19 protein-coding genes and 1 pseudogene are annotated in these 20448 nt (G+C 65.5%); 7 read left to right on the top strand and 13 right to left on the bottom strand.

All coding sequences use genetic code 11. The features are described from left to right. Positions 1-183 precede the first annotated feature (183 nt). The 3 genes and pseudogenes from AC07PZ_RS01365 to AC07PZ_RS01355 all read left to right on the top strand — a co-directional run. Entirely contained in the window at positions 184-819 is a 636-nt protein-coding gene (locus tag AC07PZ_RS01365; protein ID WP_495293201.1) for a response regulator, read from the top strand. After that, positions 816-1262, top strand: a complete 447-nt coding sequence (locus AC07PZ_RS01360; protein WP_495293200.1) for a hypothetical protein — start codon at positions 816-818, stop codon at positions 1260-1262. The genes AC07PZ_RS01365 and AC07PZ_RS01360 overlap by 4 nt, the downstream gene beginning before the upstream one ends. A 495-nt stretch (positions 1263-1757) precedes the next feature. Continuing rightward, positions 1758-1965 (top strand): annotated as a pseudogene (locus AC07PZ_RS01355) (IS481 family transposase); the annotation flags it as partial. Positions 1966-2648: 683 nt separating this feature from the next. Here the strand turns inward: AC07PZ_RS01355 and AC07PZ_RS01350 are convergent. Further along, on the bottom strand, positions 2649-3413 hold the full coding sequence (locus AC07PZ_RS01350) for a GntR family transcriptional regulator (RefSeq protein ID WP_495293199.1): 765 nt from the start codon (positions 3411-3413) through the stop codon (positions 2649-2651). 178 nt (positions 3414-3591) lie between these two features. Between AC07PZ_RS01350 and AC07PZ_RS01345 the strand changes: the two genes are divergently transcribed. The 4 genes from AC07PZ_RS01345 to AC07PZ_RS01330 are packed head-to-tail and all read left to right on the top strand — an operon-like array spanning position 3592 to position 7173. After that, positions 3592-4482 carry a dihydrodipicolinate synthase family protein gene (locus AC07PZ_RS01345; protein WP_495293198.1) on the top strand — a complete coding sequence of 297 codons (891 nt, stop codon included), beginning with the start codon at positions 3592-3594 and terminating at the stop codon, positions 4480-4482. 43 nt (positions 4483-4525) lie between these two features. Then, positions 4526-5509 carry a Bug family tripartite tricarboxylate transporter substrate binding protein gene (locus AC07PZ_RS01340; RefSeq protein WP_495293197.1) on the top strand — a complete coding sequence of 328 codons (984 nt, stop codon included), beginning with the start codon at positions 4526-4528 and terminating at the stop codon, positions 5507-5509. Between the two features lie 24 nt (positions 5510-5533). Then, the gene (locus AC07PZ_RS01335; RefSeq protein ID WP_495293196.1) at positions 5534-6535 is read left to right on the top strand and encodes a dihydroxyacetone kinase subunit DhaK; all 1002 of its coding nucleotides are present in this window, start codon (positions 5534-5536) and stop codon (positions 6533-6535) included. Beyond that, on the top strand, positions 6532-7173 hold the full coding sequence (locus tag AC07PZ_RS01330) for a DAK2 domain-containing protein (RefSeq protein ID WP_495293195.1): 642 nt from the start codon (positions 6532-6534) through the stop codon (positions 7171-7173). The genes AC07PZ_RS01335 and AC07PZ_RS01330 overlap by 4 nt, the downstream gene beginning before the upstream one ends. Before the next feature lie 55 nt (positions 7174-7228). Here the strand turns inward: AC07PZ_RS01330 and AC07PZ_RS01325 are convergent, their stop codons facing one another. The 12 genes from AC07PZ_RS01325 to AC07PZ_RS01270 all read right to left on the bottom strand — a co-directional run bounded on the left by AC07PZ_RS01325 (position 7229) and on the right by AC07PZ_RS01270 (position 20443). Beyond that, positions 7229-8038, bottom strand: coding sequence for a hypothetical protein (locus AC07PZ_RS01325; RefSeq protein ID WP_495293194.1), 810 nt, complete (start codon positions 8036-8038; stop codon positions 7229-7231). A 38-nt stretch (positions 8039-8076) separates the two neighbouring features. Beyond that, positions 8077-9702 carry a hypothetical protein gene (locus tag AC07PZ_RS01320; RefSeq protein WP_495293193.1) on the bottom strand — a complete coding sequence of 542 codons (1626 nt, stop codon included), beginning with the start codon at positions 9700-9702 and terminating at the stop codon, positions 8077-8079. A 23-nt stretch (positions 9703-9725) separates the two neighbouring features. Next, complete coding sequence (locus AC07PZ_RS01315; RefSeq protein WP_495293192.1) at positions 9726-11315, bottom strand: OmpA family protein; 1590 nt, start codon at positions 11313-11315, stop codon at positions 9726-9728. Further along, entirely contained in the window at positions 11302-11589 is a 288-nt protein-coding gene (locus AC07PZ_RS01310) for a hypothetical protein (RefSeq protein WP_495293191.1), read from the bottom strand. The genes AC07PZ_RS01315 and AC07PZ_RS01310 overlap by 14 nt, the downstream gene beginning before the upstream one ends. A gap of 244 nt (positions 11590-11833) precedes the next feature. Then, positions 11834-12310 carry a RidA family protein gene (locus tag AC07PZ_RS01305; RefSeq protein WP_495293190.1) on the bottom strand — a complete coding sequence of 159 codons (477 nt, stop codon included), beginning with the start codon at positions 12308-12310 and terminating at the stop codon, positions 11834-11836. Next, positions 12307-13068 (bottom strand): cysteine hydrolase family protein, encoded by a 762-nt coding sequence (locus AC07PZ_RS01300; protein ID WP_495293189.1) that lies wholly within the window; start codon positions 13066-13068, stop codon positions 12307-12309. The genes AC07PZ_RS01305 and AC07PZ_RS01300 overlap by 4 nt, the downstream gene beginning before the upstream one ends. Before the next feature lie 14 nt (positions 13069-13082). After that, a complete protein-coding gene (locus tag AC07PZ_RS01295) occupies positions 13083-14150 on the bottom strand; it encodes a BMP family ABC transporter substrate-binding protein (RefSeq protein ID WP_495293188.1) in 1068 nt (355 codons plus the stop codon). 35 nt (positions 14151-14185) lie between these two features. Then, positions 14186-15043 carry an ABC transporter permease gene (locus AC07PZ_RS01290; protein WP_495293187.1) on the bottom strand — a complete coding sequence of 286 codons (858 nt, stop codon included), beginning with the start codon at positions 15041-15043 and terminating at the stop codon, positions 14186-14188. A 25-nt stretch (positions 15044-15068) separates the two neighbouring features. Continuing rightward, entirely contained in the window at positions 15069-16121 is a 1053-nt protein-coding gene (locus AC07PZ_RS01285; protein ID WP_495293186.1) for an ABC transporter permease, read from the bottom strand. Then, entirely contained in the window at positions 16118-17635 is a 1518-nt protein-coding gene (locus tag AC07PZ_RS01280; protein WP_495293185.1) for an ABC transporter ATP-binding protein, read from the bottom strand. Before AC07PZ_RS01280 ends, AC07PZ_RS01285 begins: the two co-directional genes overlap by 4 nt. 133 nt (positions 17636-17768) lie before the next feature. Further along, complete coding sequence (locus AC07PZ_RS01275; RefSeq protein ID WP_495293184.1) at positions 17769-18428, bottom strand: response regulator transcription factor; 660 nt, start codon at positions 18426-18428, stop codon at positions 17769-17771. After that, a complete protein-coding gene (locus AC07PZ_RS01270; RefSeq protein ID WP_495293183.1) occupies positions 18425-20443 on the bottom strand; it encodes an MASE1 domain-containing protein in 2019 nt (672 codons plus the stop codon). Before AC07PZ_RS01270 ends, AC07PZ_RS01275 begins: the two co-directional genes overlap by 4 nt. Positions 20444-20448 lie beyond the last annotated feature (5 nt).

The following is a 20448-nucleotide window of genomic DNA, read 5'->3' as shown; positions in this document are numbered from 1 at the left end:
AGATGGAGGACAGGACCGGTCCTGTTCGATCGTCAGATGTGAACTATTTCTCGCTTTTTTACTATTTCGGGGTTCCGTCGCGGGGCCGGCGCATTTCCGTACAAATGTGCGGCGACGTTGCTCTCAGCATTCGGTCGTTGATCTCATGGCACTGGAGGGATCGAAAACGAAATAGAGGCTGTCTTGATAAAAATTGCAATAGTGGAGAACCACCCGATTGAGCGTTATGCAATTCGGTCTCTGTTTTTAAAACACGATGACATCCAAGTTGTCGGTGAGGGCATCAATGGCATGGAGGCCATCGAACTCGCTCGCAATCGATCACTGGATGTGATGCTTCTCGACATCTCGATGCCTGGCTTGAGTGGCCTCGACAGCATGGTGCGTATCCATGCGCGCCGCCCAGATCTCAACGTCCTAATTTTGAGTGGTTTCTCGGAAGAGATATATGCACTTAAGATGATTGAGCGCGGCGCGGCAGGGTATCTTAATAAACTCAGCGACCCAGGCGAAATTATCGAAGCTGTGCGGCACGTTGCCACCGGGAAGAAGTTTATAACGTCCAGCGTGAGTCAATTATTGACATCAAGCTTGTTAATAAACGATGCGACGAGCCAGCGGCACAATGCCCTGTCGAAACGCGAATTTCAGGTGCTACTTCAGCTTGCAAGGGGTGCAAAACTCAAATCAATTGCAGAGGATTTGTCCATCACGCCCAAGACGGTCGCTGCACATCGAGCACAGGTATTTATAAAAATGCAGATGAAGACAAAAGCAGATTTAACTCATTACGCTGTCAAGAATGGGCTGGTCCGTTGAACGGCGCGATGGCCGTGTGCTCCTATCAAATGACGTCGATACGGAGATCGAGACAAGCTGTTCGCTCCAATTCGATGTCGAGGGTGGCCGGCATCTCACCGGAGACGGTGTCACGTGCCAAGAAGCGGGCGAACGTTGACCTTCAGACGTTGAACGCGCTCGCGGAATCAAGCGGGGTCGAGCTGAAAATAGCGCCTCAAAAGTCCACCCTCGGCCGGCCTTCGCTGGGCTTGATTTGGTCGAATTCCAAGGCCCCAGCCGATATGCTCGTCCGCAAGGCTCTCACGAAGGGGGCGTTCGTAACGATCGTTGAGCAGGGCTATCCAGCAGTTCTGGAGGAGTTCCAGGCGCTGAAAGCCGAGGATGCGATCACTCCTGCCGTAGCGGCAAATGTGGAGCGGATGCTGCACAACATCAAGCAGAGGATTTCACTTGCTTCGTGAGATATGCAGCGCCTCTGGGATGACCTGAAGAGGGAAGAAGGTCTTGCGGGTTTCATCCGCGTTGGCGGGACGGCCTTATCGATGCATTTGAATCACAGGCTCAGTGAAGAGCCTCGACTTCATGTTTCCGCAGCCCAGGTTACCGCGCATTCGTATCAATGCCTTGAAGCGAAAATCCTAAGAAGCTGGGCACGAGTTCGTCGCAATTGACAGCCCAGGCGCGCTGGTTGAGTTCGACGATTCGGGCATGGATTACTACGACCACCAGAGGACTATGTCCTCAGCGAGATCAAGGTCAGATTTTTCGCGCCTGAAAAGGAAGGCAGGCTCATGCTCATGTCGCCTGCAGCTGACACAGTCAGGGTCGCAAGCGAACAGGAAATCTTCCGTCTGAAATGCATTGCAAGCCCGAGCAGGTCAAAGACCCGGGACTGGTTTGACATTGACCTTTTGCTGAAAACAAGAGCGTTCGGGCCGCTCGACATGTCGGCCGCAACCAATGGCGAGGCCGAGCAGTTCATCCGGTCGACGCTGCGCAAATGGGCCTATGAATGGACGCATCAGAACTCAGTCGAGCGAACCGATGCCCTGGCGAGCTGGCAGCACCAACGACAACTGGCATCGATTGCATAGCGGCATCGGGTGCATCGCTCGAATGCACAGACTCAAATTTACAAACAATCTTTTGACAGTTCATCGCTAGATGTGAGGTGCAAAAGGTTGTTTCGGATGTTCATTCGGAGAAGTTTTGAGGGACTGGAAATCGCCAAACCCCAGTCAACTCAGGGTACCCGATCGGATGAGCACCCGTAAGGATGCCGATTGACCTACCTTTCCCGCATGGAGATGTTCAAAGACATCACAGGGTGGCGTCAGCGCATCAGATGCTGGCGCCAACCAAGACGTCAGTGTCCAACTGGCTCTCGCCCTATCTGGCCGATGGCGCCACCGGTCTTTCAGTGACAGTGTGCAAGCGAACCAGTCGAGGGAATGGCGGCGCGCGATATCTACTGAGATGCAAATGAAACATGCATGTATTTTATGCACGTGAAACGTATGATATATAACGTACGTATCTTTTTAATTTTCGATAACATTCATTTATCGTTGGTAAATAACGGCAAAACCGGGGTGACTCCATCTTCACAAGTAGCCTCCTTCAACAGCGACCATGGCTGTAGCTCGACGCGAGCGCCGGGCCAAAACGCACGGGGGAGGCGCATTCGGTGGGTGATGGCTTCAGTCTCAGACCATTGCCAGTCGAGTCGACGTCGGATCACGTGCAGGTGCTGAACGTGTGGTTGGTTGCCGTTGTGGCCGAGGTCCAAGTGACTTCGTCCGTGGCGTGGGCTCGAACCGCCACCTCCCGGTAGCTCGCCGGCAACTTCAGGCTGCCGGCGAAGACCTGTCTCCGGGCTGCCTGCTGATCTGCAGCATCACGTCGAGCACGCGATGCTTCGAGTTCTCGATGTGCGCATTCATCTGCGCCAATGCGCCGGCGCGGTCGCCGGCTGCCAGCGCGCGCAGGAACTGCAGGTGCTCCCGCATGCCAGGTACCACCTGCACCGGCCGCATGGAGTCGGCGTCGAAGCGGATCAGGCGCACGTGCAGGCTGTTGACCCGGTAGATCTCGGACAGGATCTCGTTGCCGATCGAATCGACCATCAGGTCGTGCAGGCCCCAGTCGACCGCCTGCGCGTCCTTCTCCAGCGCGTCGTCGGGCTGCTGTGCCAATGCACGGTCGAGGATGGCCTGGTGCTCGGCGATCAGGCGTTCGATCGTTGCCGCGCTGGCGGTCTTCGCGAAATGCTGGGTCGCCTCGCGTTCGACCATGGCGCGAACCTGCCAGGCATTGCGGATCAACTTCATGTCCACGTTCGCGACCTGCAGGCCGCGTTTGGGCACCGCCTTGATCAGCCCCGCCGCTTCGAGACGCGGAATCATTTCGCGCACTGCGGCCAGCGGCATCTCGAGCAGCCGCATCAGTTCGCGCTGCGACACGAACTGGCCGGGTCGGATGCGCGCATCGATGATCTGCTGGCGGAACCCCTGGTAAGCCAGGCTGCGCTGGGTGGTGGGCGGGGACGGCGCGTCCTCCCTGCGGACGCCGGTTTCGTCCCGGTCCGGTGGCGCGATGGTTGTCGTGGGCATGGGCGGGATGTTAAGCGCCAACGCCGTCGAGCCCACGTCAGCCGGTCACATGTGTGTATCTGACATGTCAGGGATAACACTAACATCCATCTAACATGTCAGTTCTATGATCCGGTCCATCGGCAGGGTGCCATCACGGTCCTGCCATCCCGCAAACCCGCTTTCATGGAGTCATTCAATGGGTCTCGATCTCACCGGCGTCATTCCTCCGCTCGTCACGCCTTTCAAGGCCAACGGCGACATCGACGAAGCCGCGTTCCGCAACGTCATCCGCTTCAACCTGGCCAAGGGCGTGCACGGCGTGTGCCCCGGCGGCAGCAGCGGGGAAGGCCACACGCTGACGCTCGACGAATTCGTGCGGCTGATCGAGATCTGTGCCGACGAGGTCAAGGGAGCCGTTCCCATCGTGGCCGGCATCATCTCCAACAGCACCCGTGACGCGATCAACCGTGCCCGCGCGATCTCGCACCTCAAGATCGCCGCGCTCCAGATCACGCCCGTGCATTACCTCTTCAAGCCGGACGAGGACGCGACCTACCGGCACTTCAAGGCGCTCACCGAGGCGGTGGATATCCCGGTCATCATCTACAACGTGGTGCCGTGGAACTACCTCACGCCCGCACAGATGATCCGCCTGATGAAGGAGCTGCCAGGCGTGCAGGGCGTGAAGCAGAGCCAGGGCGACCTGAAGCTGATGGCCGACCTGCTGCTCGGCGTGCCGGTCGGCTGCAAGATCTATTCGGCGGTCGATGCGTTGCTCTACTCGTCTTTCGCACTCGGCGCGCACGGCACGATCGCCGCCACGCCAGCGGCTATCCCGGGCGTCTGCGTGGCGCTGTGGAACGCGGTGCAGGCTGGCGACCACGCCAAGGCGCTGGAAATGCACACCGCCATGCTGACCTACTGGAACACCATCGTCGCGGACAACCTGCCCGCGAACATCAAGACCTCGATCACGCTGCAGGGCTGCGACGCCGGTCTGCCGCGTGCGCCGATGCCGGCCACCACCGAGGCACAGCTTGCGCGCATCAAGCCGGCGCTGGACGCCGTGCTGCGATTCGAAGCCTGAGCACGACGCGACTTCGATCCAAGAACACAACAGGAGACACGCCATGACAATCAACCGCCGCAAACTGCTGACCCTGGGAACGCTTGCCGCCGCAGGCAGCACCTTCGGCGCCAGCGCATTCAGCCAGCAGTCCTACCCGAGCAAGCCGGTCACCATCGTGGTGCCCTTTGCGCCGGGCGGAAACACCGACCTCATCGCGCGCATCCTGGCGGTGTCGCTGACGAAGTCGCTGGGCCAGTCGGTCATCGTCGACAACCGCGGTGGCGGCGGCGGATCGATCGGGGCCGGCCAGGTGGCGCGGGCCCAGCCGGATGGCTACACGCTGCTGCTGTGCGGTGCCGGCGTGATCGTCACCCTGCCCGAGATGATCAAGACGCCCTACAGCCGTGCCAACTTCGCTCCGCTGGGCCTGGTCAACAAGAGTTCGATGGTGTTGCTGGCGCGCAGGAACGACACGCGCTTCAAGAGCTTCGCCGACCTGGCGACCTATGCGCGCTCCGGCGAAGGCAAGCTCACCGCCGCGCACTCGGGGCAGGGCACGCCCAACCACCTGGCGCTGCTGCAACTCGAGAACCTGCTGAAGACCACGTTCACGACAGTCAGCTACAAGGGCTCCGGACCGGCGCTGGTCGACCTGATCGGTGGCCAGGTCGACGTGCATTTCGACCAGGTCACGAGTTCGCTGCAGCATGTGAAGTCCGGCGCACTGCAGGCGCTGGCCGTGCTCGGTCCGACGCAGGACGCCGCGCTGCCCGGCGTGCAGACCGTGGCGCAACTCGGCTTCGGCGAACTCGACGGCACCACCTACATCGGTGTGCTGGCGCCCAACGGGACGCCCAAGGACATCCAGGACAAGGTCGCCGCCGCGATCCGGCAGGCGGTTGCGGATCCGCGCATGGTCGCCAGCTGCGCCGAGCTCGGAAGCACCGCCTTCCCGAGCACGCCGCAGGAATTCGTCAAGGTCCTCGATGCCGAGTACGCCGTGGCAACCCTGGCGGCCAAGGAAGGCCGCCTCAAGGCCGAGTAACGACCGGCCAAGGACGCATCCAACGTGAAGAAGATCCTGAACCGGCCGGAGGCCTACGTCGACGAGATGCTCGACGGCTTGTGCCTGGCCCATGGCGATAGCTTTCGCCGTCTCGGAGACGACGGGCGCATCGTGGCACGTGCCGGCGGGCCGGTGGCCGGCAAGGTCGGCATCGTGACCGGCGGGGGCTCGGGCCATCTGCCGGTGTTTCTCGGCTACATCGGCGATGGGCTGATCGATGCCTGCGCCGTCGGCAATGTGTTCGCCGGCCCGCGCGTGGCCGACTGCCAGGCGGCCGCTCAGGCCGTCGATGGCGGCGCGGGCATCCTGCAGCTCTATGGCAACTACGGCGGCGACCGGATGAACTTCGACATGGCCCAGGAGTTCCTGGAGCTCGACGGTGTCGAAGTCGCCTCGGTCCGCGTGGCCGACGATGTCGCCAGTGCACCGGCCAGCGAGCGCGAAAAGCGCCGCGGCGTCGCCGGTATCGTCTATGCCTACAAGATCGCCGGCGCCCGCGCCGCGGCAGGTGGGACGCTGGCCGAGGTGCGGCAGGCGGCCGACAAGGCGGCCCTGTCGTGCCGGTCGATCGGTGTTGCGCTGTCGCCCTGCGTGGTGCCCGAGTCCGGCAAGGCCTCGTTCACGATCGGCGACGACGAAGTCGAGTTCGGCATGGGCATCCATGGCGAGCCCGGCCTCTGGCGCGGCCCGTTGCCGACGGCGGACGGACTCTCGCAACAAATGCTCGACCGGCTCCTGCCCGAACTGGACCTGCAGCGCGGCGCGCGCGTTGCCGTGCTGGTCAACAGCCTGGGCGCGACACCGCCTGAGGAGCTCTACATCCTGTATCGCCACATCGCCGGCGTGCTGTCGGACCTGGGCGTCACGCCGGTCATGCCGCTGGTCGGTCGCTATGCGACCTCGATGGAAATGGCCGGTGCATCGCTGACGCTGATGCAGGTCGACGCCGAGCTCGAAGCGCTCCTGCGCGCACCAGCCAACTGCCCCTTCTGGAGAGTCGGATGAACACCCTGTCGCCCATGCCCGCAGCCGCCGGCGCGCACGCCGACACGCCGCTGACCGCCGCACTCGTCCGATGGTGCGAGGCGCTGATCGCGGCAGCGCCGGAACTGAACGCGCTGGATGCGCGCCTGGGTGATGGCGACCTTGGCGTGACGCTGCAACGCTGCGCCGAGAACGTCGCCGCGGTGCTGCCGACGGCCGGCAGCGAGCCCAAGGCTGTCTTCAAGGCCTGTGCGGCCGCCTGCGCCAAGGCGTCGGGATCGAGCTTCGGCACGCTGCTGACGGTTGCTTTCATGACCGCTGCCAAGTCGGCACATGCGACGCCGCCGCTGGGCCGCGATGCGATCACGGCACTGCTGGGCGAAGTGCTTGCTGCGTTGATGGCACGCGGTGGTGCCAAGCTGGGAGACAAGACGATGCTCGACAGCCTCGACGCGATCGGCCTGGCGCTACGCGATGCGCCGCCACAGGCTGGCACGGACGAACTGCAGCGCCTGGCATTGGGCGCCTCGGTGGCGGCACTCGATGCGATGCGCGGTCAGCCCAACAAGATCGGCCGTGCGCGCATGTTCGCCGAGCAGAGCATCGGCATGGACGACCCCGGCATGGTGGCCGTGCTCCGCATGGTCGAGGCGCTGTAGCTCGCTCGCCGCCGAGACACCGCACATTGATGCTGGCATTGCCGGGCATTGCCGCTCACCTGAGATCGACCGTCAGCTCCGGCGCGCCGAAGGCCTCGAGCGTTCCCTTGGCACGTGTGAAATAGTCGCGCCAGAAAATCTCCAGCAATTGCAGGGTTTGGCCCGAGCGGTATGTATTCCTGGCGTTCTGCGGCACCATCCCGGCCCCCAGCACGAATATGCGTACCCCCTGCAAATCGGGTATCAGCTTGCGTGCATCGACCTTGCGCATCTCCTGTGCCGGGTCGATGTCCCGGATACGGTTGCCGGCATAGAAGTTGGCGAAGTCGCTGTTTTCGAGCATGTCCGACACCAGCAGCATGACGCGATCCCGTGCACCGTTGGCCTGCGCGTCCAGACCGATTTGCTGCAGCGACAGGAAGATCTCGCTGCGCGCAATGTCGGTGCCCGGTTTCGCGAAGCCCTTCAGCAGCTTCTGGCCGAATTCCTTTCGAAAGAAGTCCATCTGTTGCTGGAGGCAGGCATCGAGCTGGCGAACGGTGTTCATGCCGATGCTGTTGCGCAGCTTGTCCGGCAGCGGGGCCTCGAGCGTCCCGGCGAAGGGCAGGCCGAAGTGCTTGCCGGCCAGATAGGCAGAGAACTGATAGAGCCTGACTGAATCGCCCGGCTGCACGAAGCGCAACGCGTGCTGATAGACGGATTCCTGCAGTGACCTGGACAGCAGCACGGTTTCGTCGATGGCCACGATCAGTTCGCGCGCGCGACCGGCTGGCCGGTCGTCTGCCAACTTCACGGCGTCATAGCAACTGGGTATGTCGTTGCGTGCACCGTCTGCCAACGCGCACAGGCAGGTGCCCGCCAGCAAGAGGGCTGTGAGCCCGCAGTGCATGCGTCTCCCGCGCTTCATGCCGCCCCCGGCATGCCCGCAGTTGCAGACGATGCAGGCGCCCTGGCACGCGCCACCGCAAGCTGGACCGTACGGCGCCGCTGCAGCAAGGTGCCTTCGATGCCCAGCGAGGCTGCGATCTCTTCCAACTCGGCGCTGGAGTAACCGGTCAGGTCGCCGAGATTGGCAAGCATTTCCTCGAGCGCAGACACGGGGCCTTTCGTCACCTCTGCCTGGATGGGTTCCATCCTCGAGGCCTGAGGCACCGCCGGAAGCGCGTCGTCGCCGGCGGCCGCCCGCTGCGTCTTCGCGCGCTGGATGTGGTCCTGCTCCAGTTCACGCCGCGTGGCGGCGTCATCGAGCCGGCCGCGCAGACGCGACAGCCTGCGTTCCCGCGCGTAAAGATCGAAGGCGCCGCGCAGTCCGCCCGAGCCGTCGCTCCCCGCGAGTTCGTGCCGCATCTGAATGCGTTGATGCAGCGCGTCCAGCGCCGCCTGGGCGTCGCCCGAGATGAGCTCGCCCTTCTGTTCGTAGAACGCGGCGAACTCGCTCGCGCTGTTGAAATTCCCGATGAAGACGGCCGCCTCGCGCGACTGCTTGCCAGCGAAAGAGCGGAAGAATCCCACCATGATGCCCACGATCTGGATGCCCACGAAGATCACCGAAAGAATGACGAAGGTGGTCCTGTAGGCGGCGATATGGTCGGCCTGCATCTCCCCGGTGGCGCGATCGTCCGCCGCCTTGCCGTCGGCTCGCGCGTCGGCGGGGAGGTCGAACAGCGACATGCTGCCTGGCTTGGTGGCCATGGCACGGGCACCGTTGACCTGTCCGGTCTCGAGCTCCATGATCGTCAATGAACGGATCCAGTAGGCCCCCACTGCGAACACCAGGATCATCGATACCGCCACCGCCGAGAAGACCCAGCCGCCGCGCACACTGGCGGCGTGCGGTACGCGGTTGACGATCTGGATGTACTGCGGTTCGTCGTTGTCGTCGAAGCTGCGGTCCAGATCGATGCGGCCGCTGGGTTTCAGCGGTCTGGCCGTGTGATCCCGACGTGCGTTCTCGTACCAGGCCCGGGCCTTCTTCAGCAGCGCATTGCGGTGCAGCTCCCATCCCATCATGTGCGTCACGGTCACCAGGATGACCGCGATCATCGTGGCCAGGCCCCAGGCGGCGAACACCGCCTGATTGGCGGACACGCGCGAGTCCATGAAGGGCACCAGCACCAGGGAAAAGATATAGGCCTCGAGCAGCACCAGCACAATGGTGCCCACCCACATCGCAAGGCTCTTGGGCCGGCGACCGCGCTCATCGGTCTTGTTCAGGTAGTCCGCGCACTTGTCGAAGAAAGCTGCGTCCCGGGCCATCCGGCTGTAATGGGCATAGAAGCGCGAACACAGGGCCTCCTCGCTCTTGTACCAGACCACATCACCGCTCTGGCGGCCCTTGACGTGCGGCTTGCGCGACTCGCGTGCAATCATCCCGACCCAGGGCAGCCAGACGCCCAGTCGCATGAAGAAATAGCGCACCTGATCCCACCAGCGCATCAGGCTCAGCACCAGTGCCAGCGCTGCCCAGACGTACCAGTAAAGCCGCGCGACGTCGAGGGCCAGTCTCAAGGAGTCCATGGTGCGTTCCAACTCGGTAAAGTCTTCGAAGATGCCTAGAACCCGGCCGGGGCGAAGTCGGCGGCATAGGCCGTGCGGGTGGCCCTGAGGTAGTAGAGCTTCCCGGCCGATGCGACGCTGCCGTCCTTCGGCAGCACGACATCGAGGCAGGACACGGGCGCCTGTGCCCCCGATATGAAGACGCGGTAGAGCACCGCGTTCTCGCCCTCGTAGGCACTGGCCTGCGCGTTGAGCCGCGCGGTGAGCTTGCGATTGCCCTGGCTGTAGCCCTCGACCACCAGCACCCTGGGTGGCTGCGTGACTTCAGCACCCTCGCTGAGCACCCAGACCGGTGACAGCGTGATCTGATGGCCGTTGACCAGACCAGCCCAGGGGCGTCCGTTCATGTTGCCCAGATAGGCACGTGTCGGCCGCAATTCCAGCGGTGCGCCGCTTGCCAGTTGCTTGGCCACCCCGTCGACGCGCGGCCTGTCCTGCTGGCAACTGCGCATGGGTGCATTCGCGGCATAGGCGCTGCTGATCAAGCCCCCGCCGGTGCGCTTGAATGCGATGGCCTCGGCGGGTATCCAGGCCGCCCGGTCGGCTGGAATGCCGCCGAAGTCGATGACTGCGACGCCTTCCACTTGCCGGCCTGGCGGAGACACTGGTGCGCGCGCGGCGGATGCGGTGGGTGCGGCGGGTGCGCCAGGCACGGGAGCCGTGGAGCGCCGCGCGACGGTGCCGCTGTCGCCGCTCACGCCTTGCGTGCCATGGCTCAGATAGCGCGGATTGCCATGCTCCTCGACGACGCGCTGCTTCAGCAGATCGACCGAGGCCAGTTCGACGATCTCGACCCGGCGGTTGATCGCCCGCCCGTCGACGCTGTCGTTGTCGGCCAGTGGTCGCGATGCGCCGGCCCCCTGGTAGTAGATCCGCGTCGGTGCGGTACCGGCCCGCGCCAGGACCTGGCCCACCGTGCGCGCCCGTGCCTCCGACAGCGCCTGGTTGGATTCGGCACTGCCGGTGGCATCGGTGTGGCCCACGACCAGCAGGCTGGTCGGCAGCGCTGTCGCATCGGCGCCTTCGTGCATGGCGAAGGCCGCGCCGATCTTCTGGACCTGCCGAAGTCCGTCGGCGCTCAGTTGATCGCTGCCGACAGGAAACATTCCCTGATCCCGCACCTGTGCCACGAAGCCTGCGGGCACGGCGCTGGCCGATGGCTCATGCGAAGCGCTTCCCGGCACCGGTGGCCGGGCGGCAGTCGTGCTGCTCAAGGTTTCCATCTCGATGTGAATGCGCTCTTCCTGTGCAATTCGGTCCAACGCCTGTTGATGGCTCTGCCAGGCAGCGCCGACCGCACAACCTGCGGCCAGACCGAGGGCTGCGCCTTGGAGTGCGGTGCGCGAATTGCCGGCGCCCGCACCGAGCACTGCGCCGAGGAGGGCCCCGCCGGCGCAGCCTATCGCCGTGCCATGGTCACGGCCCGCCTGCTCCATGGACATGGGCGCGCAGCCGCCCAGGGCGAGCGCGGCCAGCCCCGCCAGGAGGCGACGATGGGCGACGGCAGAGGCGCCGCGCGACGTGATCACACAAGCAGCGCTGCCTTGCGCGATCGCCGGGCCAGGCGCTGGATCAATCGCGTCCATCGATCTCTCTTTCTCGCATGGTCTTCCCATGCGCTCGGCTTCGTCGGCGCGCGCCTGCCGGGCCCGTTCTTCGGCAGGTTGCTCGGCCTGTCGTCGCCGAAAGCTCTGCGCCCAGGAAGGCGAGAAGCCAGCGTTCCTTGAGATAGAGAAACGTCGCTTCCTTGAGGGGAACGGTGGTATTGCCGCTGTGCGTTTCGATCCAGGCTTTGCGTGCCATGTAAGCCGCAGCCGCGAGAAACACCATCCATGCGGCGATCGATAACATGCTGTTCACAGTTGGCTCCTCGAGCGTCGAGAACCCGGGCAGTGCGGCCGCATTCAATGGGTGGCAGTCCGCCTCCGAGGGACGTGCATCCAGTCTAGGAAGTGCAATCCATTTGCGCACCCCTCAATTGGGGGTGAATGGCGGCAGAGAGCCGTGGCGCCATTGCCTCCGCGCGGGCTCCGGCGAGTCGCTTCTCGCTTCCTGACATGTGCTCCAGGAGGCAAGTCTTGTTTTCTGAACGACGTCAGGAAAATCAGCTGCGCGGCGCATCGATGCTGAAAATGGCCTCCACCTCGACCGCTGCGCGCCGCGGCAGTGCAGCAACACCCACGGCAGTTCTTGCGTGGCGGCCATCGTCGCCGAGTACGGCAGCGAACAAGTCCGAGGCGCCGTTGATCACCATCGGCACGAATTCGTAGGTCGGCTCGCAGTTGACGAAACCGCCCACGCGAACGCATTGACGCACGCGGTCCAGATCGCCGTCGCAGGCCAGCTTCAGGCAGGCCAGCAGATTCAGCCCGCACAACTGCGCGGCCTTCTGGCCTTGCGCCAGATCGAACTCGCGGCCCAGTTTCCCGACGTATGGCACGGTGCCATTCCATTCGCTCACCTGTCCGGCCAGGAAGACCAAATGCGCGTGGATCCGGAAGGGGAGGAAGTTGGCCACGGGTATCGGCGGCATTGGCATCGCCAGGCCCAGCGCGGCCAGGCGCTCCTCGATGCGGCTCATGCGCGCAACCCCTGGACGACCGCGCCCGAGGTGGTCATGAAACCGAACAGCAGCTTCACGTTGTACTCGGTCGACTGCATGCAATAGTGTGGCGAGGTCGTGCCCACGCAGTCGCGCAGCATCACGACGTCGTAGCCCAGGAAGCTCGCGTCCTCCAGCGTCGTCATCACGCACTGATCGGCATTCACGCCCGCGAAGAGCAGCGTGCGAACGCCGATGTTGCGCAAGATGCTGTCCAGCGCCGTGTCCCAGAAGCCGCTGAAGCGGTGCTTGGTGACGTGGATGTCTTCCGCAGCCGGGTCGAGGCCGTCCACGATCTGTGCGCCCCACGAGCCCTTGCGCAAGATCTCTGCGCCACCTGGAATCCGGTCGCCCAGTCCAGCGCCGTTGCCGTCGTGCGTGTGAGCGTGCAGCAGCGACGGGTGGACGTTGAGCAGATCCTTGCGCACCCCCCAGTTGAGCCAGACGATCGGGATGCCTTCGGTGCGCAGTACCGGTAGCAGCGCTGCTATCGGAGCGATGGGTGTGCGGTCGGGCGTGATGTCGATGCCGCGGTAGTCCAGGTAACCACCCTTGCTGCAGAAGTCGTTCTGCATGTCCACGACCACCAACGCACTGCGGTTGGCGTCGAAGGTCACGGCCTGCGGCTCGGCGTCGATATCCACGGCGCGCACCGGCCGTGGGTCGGCGCGCGACAGGTCGACCCGCATCTCGCTGACCATCCAGCGATTGGCCGCATGGGATCCCATCGGTTTCATGGTGGCGCTCCTGGTCACTTGATGGTGCCGTTCACGCCCTGCACGAAGAACTGCATGCTCTCCAGCACCTCCGTGTCCATGGGCTTGCCGGCGGGCAGCACTTCCTTTCCGTCCTGGCTCTTGAGCGGTCCGGACCACACGATGAACCTGTCCTGCAGGATGTCGCCCTTCTTCGCCAGGATGGTTTTCCGCGCAGCGGCCGGTACGGCTGGGCCGAAGGTGTCCAGCACCACGGTGCCATCCTTCATGTCACCGCGCACGTGGCTGGGCTTCCAGGTGCCGGCCTCGATTTCCTTGACCAGCTTCAGCATGGTCGGGCCCCAGTTCCACGATGCGCCGGTGAGCACGGCCTTGGGTGCGAACTTCGACACGTCCACGTCCTTGCCCACCACGTAGACACCACGCTTCTCGGCCGTCTGCGCGATGGTGATGGGGCTGTCCACCTGCTCGCCGATGACGTCGGCACCGGCATCGATCAGCGAGTTGGTGGCTTCGGCTTCCTTGGCCGGCTGCAGCCAGCCGCCGGTCCACACCACACTGGTGGTGGCCTGGGGGTTCATGGCCTGCGCGCCCAGCGTGAAGGCGTTGATCGAGCGCACCACCTGCGGAATCGGGAAGGCGGCGATGAAGCCGAGCTTGCCGCTCTTGCTGGTCGCGCCGGCGGCCATGCCGGCCAGATACATGGCGTCGTCGGAGTTGGCCCAGTAGGTGCCGACGTTGCCCCCGAGCTTCGCGCCGCCTGCGTGCAGGAAAGACACCTTGGGGTATTTCTTGCCCAGGCCGATGGCGTAGTCGAGGTAACCGTAGCTGGTGGCGAAGATCACCGTGGCGCCGGACTTGATCATGCGTTCCATGACCTTCTCTACCTCGGCGGCTTCGGGGACGTTCTCGACGTGCAGCGTCTTGGTGCCGGGAATGTTCTTCTCGACGAAGCGGCGGCCATTGTCCATCGAGGTGTTGTAGCCGTTGTCCTTTTCCGGACCGACGTAGATGTAGCCCAGCGTGGCGGCGTGCAATGCGTGGCCCGACAAGGCGAGGGCGGCCGTCACGGCCAGGGGGCAGAAAAAGCGGTGCAGGTTCATGGGTTTCTCCAGAGGGTTGACGAAAGGGGAAGGCTTCAGCGCTCCAGCACGTCCTTGAGCGCAGCGGGTGCGCCGCTGTCGCGCAGCCGCACGCAGGCCACGGCGAACACGGCCAGGCTCACGAGGTAGGGCAGGGTGTGCAGCAGGTGTGCGGGAATGGCGCTGTGAGCCGCCTGGAGGCGCAGCGAAAGTGCTTCGGCACAGCCGAACAGCAGGGCGGCCGGCAGCGTCCACCACGGGTTCCAGCGCGCGACGATCACCAGGCCCACTGCAACCAGGCCGCGGCCGCCGGACATGCCTTCGGCCCAGGTGCGGGTGTAGTCCACCGACAGCGCCGCGCCGCCCAGGCCCGACAGCACGCCGCCAACGGCGATGCCACACACGATGGTCAGCGCAGGACGCACGCCGGCTGCCCTGGCGACGCTCGGCGATTCGCCCACCGCGCGCCAGGCCAGGCCGGTGCGCGTGGTGTACAGCCACAGCCCGATGCAGGGCACCAGCAGCAGGGCCAGCACCATGGTGGGCGTCATGCCGCCGGCCAGCGGCGCGAAGCCTTCGACGCGCTGGCCCACCAGGCCGGCGCCCGCATAGGCGCTGAGCCCGAAGCCCAGCATCCACACGGCCAGCCCGCTGGCGAATTGGTTGGCGCGAGCGGCTACCGTGAGCAAGGCGTAAACCAGCGAGAGCGCCGTGCTCGCTGCCGCGCCGACCAGCAGGCCCAGCCACGGGTTGCCGCTGGCGGCGGCCGCGCCGTAGCCGGCGGCGGCGCCCACCAGCATCTGGCCTTCCACGCCCAGGTTGATGCAGCCCCCGCGCTGGGTCAGGCATTCGCCCAGCAGCACGAAGAGCAGGGGCGTGGCGGCGCGGATGGAGGAGACGAGGAGGCCATCCATCAGACCGGTGAATAGCGTGCTGGCGTCATCCACGACGAGCTCCCGCATTCGCACGCCACCGTTCGCGCAGCCCGCCCGCCAGCAGCACCGACACGAACAGCAGGCCTTGCACCACCAACGTGGCCGATGACGGGATGTCGGCATTCATCTGCAACCCGTCGCCCGCCGCCAGCAGGCCCGCCACGACAAACGCATAGGCCACGGCACGCAACGCGTTGTTGCGCGCCAGCCAGGCCACCAGAAAACCGCTGAGGCCCGCACCGTTGGACAGGTCGGCCTGCAGCCGGCCTTGCACCGACGATGTTTCCGCAATGCCCGCCAGCCCCGCCAGCAGCCCGCCGGCCAGCAGTGCCAACACGATGCGCCGCTTCTGGCCGAACCCTGCCAACAGCGCGGCGCGCGGGTTGCTGCGCATCACGTCCAGTTCCAGGCCCCAGCGCGAGCGGGTGATCAGCAGGTGCAGCGCCAGTGCCAAGGCCATGGCGAGGAACAGGCCCGCATGCACCCGGCTCTCGAACAGCAGCGGCAGCCTTGCGGCCGCAGGGAACTCGATGCTCGCGGGCCAGCCCTGGCTTTGTGGGTTCTTCCAGGGGCCGTACACCAGCCAGGTCACCAGCAAGGCGGCCACGTAGTTGAGCAACAGCGTGGAGATGGTTTCATTGGCATTGGCGCCGATGCGCAGCAGCGCAGGCACAAGCGCCCACAGCGCGCCGCCCAGCGCACCGGCCAGCAAGGTGGCGGGCAGGAGCCATGCGCCGGAAGGTGCGCCCGTCGCCAGCAACAGACCGGTGCCAGTCAGTGCGCCGAAGTACAACTGCCCTTCGGCACCCACCGAGATCAGCCCCGCACGGGCTGGCACGATGGTCGCCAATGCGCACAGCAGGATGGGTGTGGCGCGCAAAAGCGTCTCGCCCAGCGCGTAGCCGTCGCCCCAGGCCGAGCGGGCGATCTCGGCCAGCATGGTCAGCGGATTCGTGCCGATGCCCAGGAAGAAGGCGGAGGCCAACACGATGAACAGTGCGGCTGCAGCCGCGGCGCCCGGGGCGTGCACGCGCAGATTCGACAACACGGCGTTCATGTGGGCACCGCCTCATGGGCACCGGTCAGCACACCGGTCATCCACGCACCGACCTCCGTCGCCTGCGTCTGCCGCGTGTCCAGCACCTGCACCACCCGCCCGCCCAGCATCACCGCGATGCGGTGCGAGTAGCGCAGCAGATCGCCCAGGTCTTCCGAGATCCACAGCACGGCGGCGCCGCGGCGCGCCAGTTCGAACAGGGCTTCGTAGATCTGCGCGGTGGCCGTCACGTCCAGGCCCATGGTGGGGTAGCAGGCGACGACCACGGCGGGCGTGGACGACAGTTCGCGCGCGGCCACCAGCTTCTGCAGATTGCCTCCGGACAGCGCTCGAGCCTGCGCGCCCGGGTCGGCCGGCCGCACGCCATAACGCTGAATCGGTCCCCACGCTTCTTCTTCCAGCAATGCGCGTTTCGGGAAAAACGGCAGCGCCGAGATGCGGCGCAGCGCCAGGTTGATGGCCAGCGACAGATCCGGCGCCACCGCGTTGCGCAACGGTTGCTCGGGTATGTAGGCCACGGCGGCCGAAGGCGTCGGCCGCACACGCGGTGCACGCAGTTGCCGGCCCTCGAGAATGATCTCGCCCGCGGTCAGCGGCGCGATGCCCGCGACGGCTTCCGCCAGGGTCGTCTGACCATTGCCTGAGATGCCCGCCACGCCCAGCAGCTCGCCGGCGCGCAACTGGAGCTCGATGTCGGTCGCCACGCCCGCGTCACCCGATGCGGTCGCGCCCTTGATCCAAAGCCGCACACCGGTACCAGGTTCGTCGACGGGCGAGGGCGGCAAGGGCAGGTGCTCGCCGACCATCAGGGCGACGATCTGCGCATCGTCCAAACCGACGGCGTCCTGGCTCGCCACCAGGCGCCCGCCGCGCAGCACGGCGATGCGATCGGCGCAGGCGTGCACGTCCTGCAGCTTGTGGGTGATGAGGACCACCGCCAGTCCGCTCTCGCGCAGCATGCGCACCAACATCCACAGGCGCTGCGCCTCGGCCGGCGCCAGCACCGCGGTGGGCTCGTCCAGCACGATCAGCCGCGCCTGCAGGTTCAGCACCTTGGCCAGTTCCACCAGTTGCAGCTGCCCCACCGACAACCGGCTCACGCGCTGGTCGGGATCGACGTCGGGAGCGAGTTCGTGCAGCCGTGCTGCGACGTCGCGCGTGCCGCGCAAACGGCGGGCCCCGCGCCCCAGCAGCCACGGCGCGCCGGGCAGGGCGAGGGCCAGGTTCTCGCGCACGGTCAATGCGGGGATCAGGCTGAACTGCTGAAACACCATTCCCACGCCGCGTGCCACCGCTTCGCGCGGGGAACCGCCGGCCAGCGCCACGCCGTCGAGCGACACCGTTCCGCTGTCGGCGCGGTGCACGCCGTAGAGGATTTTCATCAGCGTGCTTTTGCCGGCGCCGTTCTCGCCGACCAACGCCGTCACCTCGCCGGGCGTCGCCTCGAAATCCACGCCATCCAGCGCAGTGAGCGCGCCGAAGCGCTTGCCGATTCCTTCCATGCGCAGATGCATCGCGTCCCTCTTTGTCCAAGCCGTTCGTTCGATGACTTGAATGTAGGAACGAGGCGCGCAGGCGCCCATCGCGACACACGTGACTGAGCAGGCCGCGTGCCGCTATATGTCGCTAGCGGGTTCCGCTAAGGGGTCAGGCGTCGAGCCCGAAGGCGTACTGTGCGAGCTCGCCAGCGCTCTTGAGTGCCAGCTTGCGCTTGATGTTGGCGCGATGGGCGTCGATGGTGTGCACGCTGCGGTTGAGCGTGCGCGCGATGTCGCCGGTCTTCATGCCCTTGCCGATCAGGCGCAGCACCTCCAGCTCGCGGTCGCTGAGTGCGCCGAGCGTCTGTGCTGGCGCGCCCGCGGCGGGCTGTACCGCCGCGCCGGCCAAGCGCTGCAACAAGTGACTGCCCAGCGCGTCGCTCAGGTAGATATGGCCGTCCCTGACGCGGCGCAGCGCGACGATGATCTTGCGCGTGGCCTCCTGCTTCATCACATAGCCGCTGGCACCCGCACGCAGCGCACGTTCGGCGTGCAGGTTTTCGTCGTGCATGGACAGGACCAGGCACCGAACGTGCGGATAGCGCTCGCGCACGGTGCGGATCAGCTCCATGCCGGAGCGGTCGTCCAGCGACAGGTCGACAATGGCCAGGTCGACGGCGTGGCTGGCGACGAATGCCAGCGCCTCCGGCACGCTGCCGGCTTCGCCGCAGACCTGCATGTCGTCCTCGCGCGCCACCATCTGCGCGATGCCGTGGCGCAGGATCGGATGGTCGTCCACGATGAGCACGTTGCTGCGAGCGAGGGTCATGTGCCGCCTGTCGATTGCGGCAGCGTCACCGCCACCTCCCAGCCGATGGCGTCGGTGCGCGGCCCCAGGACGATGCCCGCGCCGATCAGTCGGGCGCGGTACCGCATGATGCCGAGTCCCATGCCGGTGCTTGTCTGCGTTGGCCGCTGTCCGGCACCATCGTCCGTGATGCGCAGCACCAGCGCATCGCCCAGCCAACCGAGAACGATGACCACGTGGCGGCAGCGCGCGTGCTTGGCGGCATTGTTTACCGCCTCCTGAGCGATCCGGTAGAGATGTATGGCAGCGCTGTGGTCCTCCACCTCCACCGGTTCGGGACATTGCAGCGTGCAGGACAGATTCAAGAAATCTCGCGTGTTGGTGGCCAGTTGCGCGAGCGCCGCACTCAGGCCGTTGTCCTCCAGCTCCACAGGAAAGAGCCCACGCGCCAGCAGGCGTGTCTGCGACACGGCGTCTCCCAGCATCGACTCGATTCGCTCGGCCACCTGCGCCGCGGGCCGGCCTTCCAGGTCCCGCGCCAGCAGCGCGGCCTGGAATGCGATGGCCGTCAGATGCTGGCCCAAGCCGTCGTGCAATTCCTGACCGAAGCGCATCTGCTCGTTTTCGCTGACATGGATGATCTCGCCTTCGAGCCGACGACGTTCGGCCACCTCCACCTGCAGCTCGGCATTTGCCTGTGCCAGCTCGCTGGTGCGCTCTGCGACGCGCGCTTCGAGCGTGCGACGCGCATGCCGCAGCGCCTCGGCAGCCTCCACCCGCGCGCTCACGTCCAGGCCGGAGACGATCACGTGCTCGATCGCATTGCCGTTGCCGTCGTTGACTTTGCCGCCCAACGCCGACACCGACCAGGACACGATCAACGGCGGCTTGTTATGCCGTCGGAGGCTGCTGTCGTGGCGCACCGATTGGCTGACTTTCAGGCGCAACAGGTCGGCCAGGGCTTCGATCTTGTGCCACTGCGCCTGAGGTATCAGCGCTTCGTCGAAACGTCGGTTCTGCAACTGCGCCAGCGTGTAGCCGGTGGCAACCGCCATCGCGTGGTTGATGCGCTGGATGCGCCATTGAGGATCGAGCACCGCGACCAGCGCACCTTCGGCGTCCAGCACCGCAGCGGCGAAGTCACGGTCCTGGATCGCCTGCACTTGTGCGCGGTCCCGTTCGGCGCGCGATGCGGCCAGCACCAGGCTGGTGACCGTGATGACGTTGGCGAACAACCACCAGCGCAACAGGCTGGCAGTCTCCGCATCGTCCACGAACGGGCCGAAGCCGTGCACGGTGCCGGCGATGGCCGCAGCTGACAGCACCAGGGTGAGGAGCGTCGCACCGCGCAGTCCGAAGCGCAGGGCTGCCCACACGGCCAGGGGGAACAACGCCAGCGATGCAGGGTAGTAGCCCTGCCGGACCCAGCCGACACCGCCGAAGATGGTGATGCATAGCGACGCGAGCAGGATCGCCAGGCCCGCAGCCTCGATCCGCCGCCCCGTTGACCAGGCGTACGACAGCCGATGCGGCCACCACGCTAGCAACAGCGGCGCCAGCACCACCGCCCCCGTGGCATCGCCCATGAGCCATTGCACCCACACGGACGGGTACACCTCCCACGGAATCGCGCCGCCGGCGGCCAGGCTGGCCGGCCCGATGCACGCGCTGAGCGCGGCACAGCCAGTGCCCAGCGCAATCAGCGCCACCACGTCACGTACGCGTGCCAGGTCGTCGCGAAATTCCGCGCGGCGCAGCAGCCATACGCAGCTGAGCGTCTGAAGGACGTTGCCCGCCGAGATGCCCAGGATGGCCGACATGGGTGCCCCGGTGCCGGCGTTGGCGATCAGGTCGCCCAGCACGATGCCAGGCCAGAAGCGCGGCCCCCAGCGAAGCACCACGAACAGGCTCAGGCCCGTGGGAGCCCATATCAGCGTGACATTGGGCGCCAGGCTCGAGTAGGCCAATCCGAGCCTTGCCAGCGCACCATAAGCCAGGCCGAACACCAGAATGCGCACCACGAGGCTTGGCAGCATTCGCG

Source organism: Variovorax sp. GW821-FHT10B04 (assembly GCF_059415645.1).
Note: the sequence above shows the minus strand (reverse complement) of the source record. Positions and strands in the feature narration are given on the sequence as shown.

Coding starts and splice junctions, on each gene's coding strand:
- AC07PZ_RS01305 (WP_495293190.1), bottom strand. CDS start 12,310: ATGAGCCGCATCGAGGAGCGCCTGGCCGCGCTGGGCCTGGCGATGCCA.
- AC07PZ_RS01340 (WP_495293197.1), top strand. CDS start 4,526: ATGACAATCAACCGCCGCAAACTGCTGACCCTGGGAACGCTTGCCGCC.
- AC07PZ_RS01330 (WP_495293195.1), top strand. CDS start 6,532: ATGAACACCCTGTCGCCCATGCCCGCAGCCGCCGGCGCGCACGCCGAC.
- AC07PZ_RS01295 (WP_495293188.1), bottom strand. CDS start 14,150: ATGAACCTGCACCGCTTTTTCTGCCCCCTGGCCGTGACGGCCGCCCTC.
- AC07PZ_RS01350 (WP_495293199.1), bottom strand. CDS start 3,413: ATGCCCACGACAACCATCGCGCCACCGGACCGGGACGAAACCGGCGTC.
- AC07PZ_RS01280 (WP_495293185.1), bottom strand. CDS start 17,635: ATGCATCTGCGCATGGAAGGAATCGGCAAGCGCTTCGGCGCGCTCACT.
- AC07PZ_RS01345 (WP_495293198.1), top strand. CDS start 3,592: ATGGGTCTCGATCTCACCGGCGTCATTCCTCCGCTCGTCACGCCTTTC.
- AC07PZ_RS01270 (WP_495293183.1), bottom strand. CDS start 20,443: ATGCTGCCAAGCCTCGTGGTGCGCATTCTGGTGTTCGGCCTGGCTTAT.
- AC07PZ_RS01290 (WP_495293187.1), bottom strand. CDS start 15,043: ATGGATGGCCTCCTCGTCTCCTCCATCCGCGCCGCCACGCCCCTGCTC.
- AC07PZ_RS01285 (WP_495293186.1), bottom strand. CDS start 16,121: ATGAACGCCGTGTTGTCGAATCTGCGCGTGCACGCCCCGGGCGCCGCG.
- AC07PZ_RS01300 (WP_495293189.1), bottom strand. CDS start 13,068: ATGAAACCGATGGGATCCCATGCGGCCAATCGCTGGATGGTCAGCGAG.
- AC07PZ_RS01275 (WP_495293184.1), bottom strand. CDS start 18,428: ATGACCCTCGCTCGCAGCAACGTGCTCATCGTGGACGACCATCCGATC.
- AC07PZ_RS01315 (WP_495293192.1), bottom strand. CDS start 11,315: ATGGACGCGATTGATCCAGCGCCTGGCCCGGCGATCGCGCAAGGCAGC.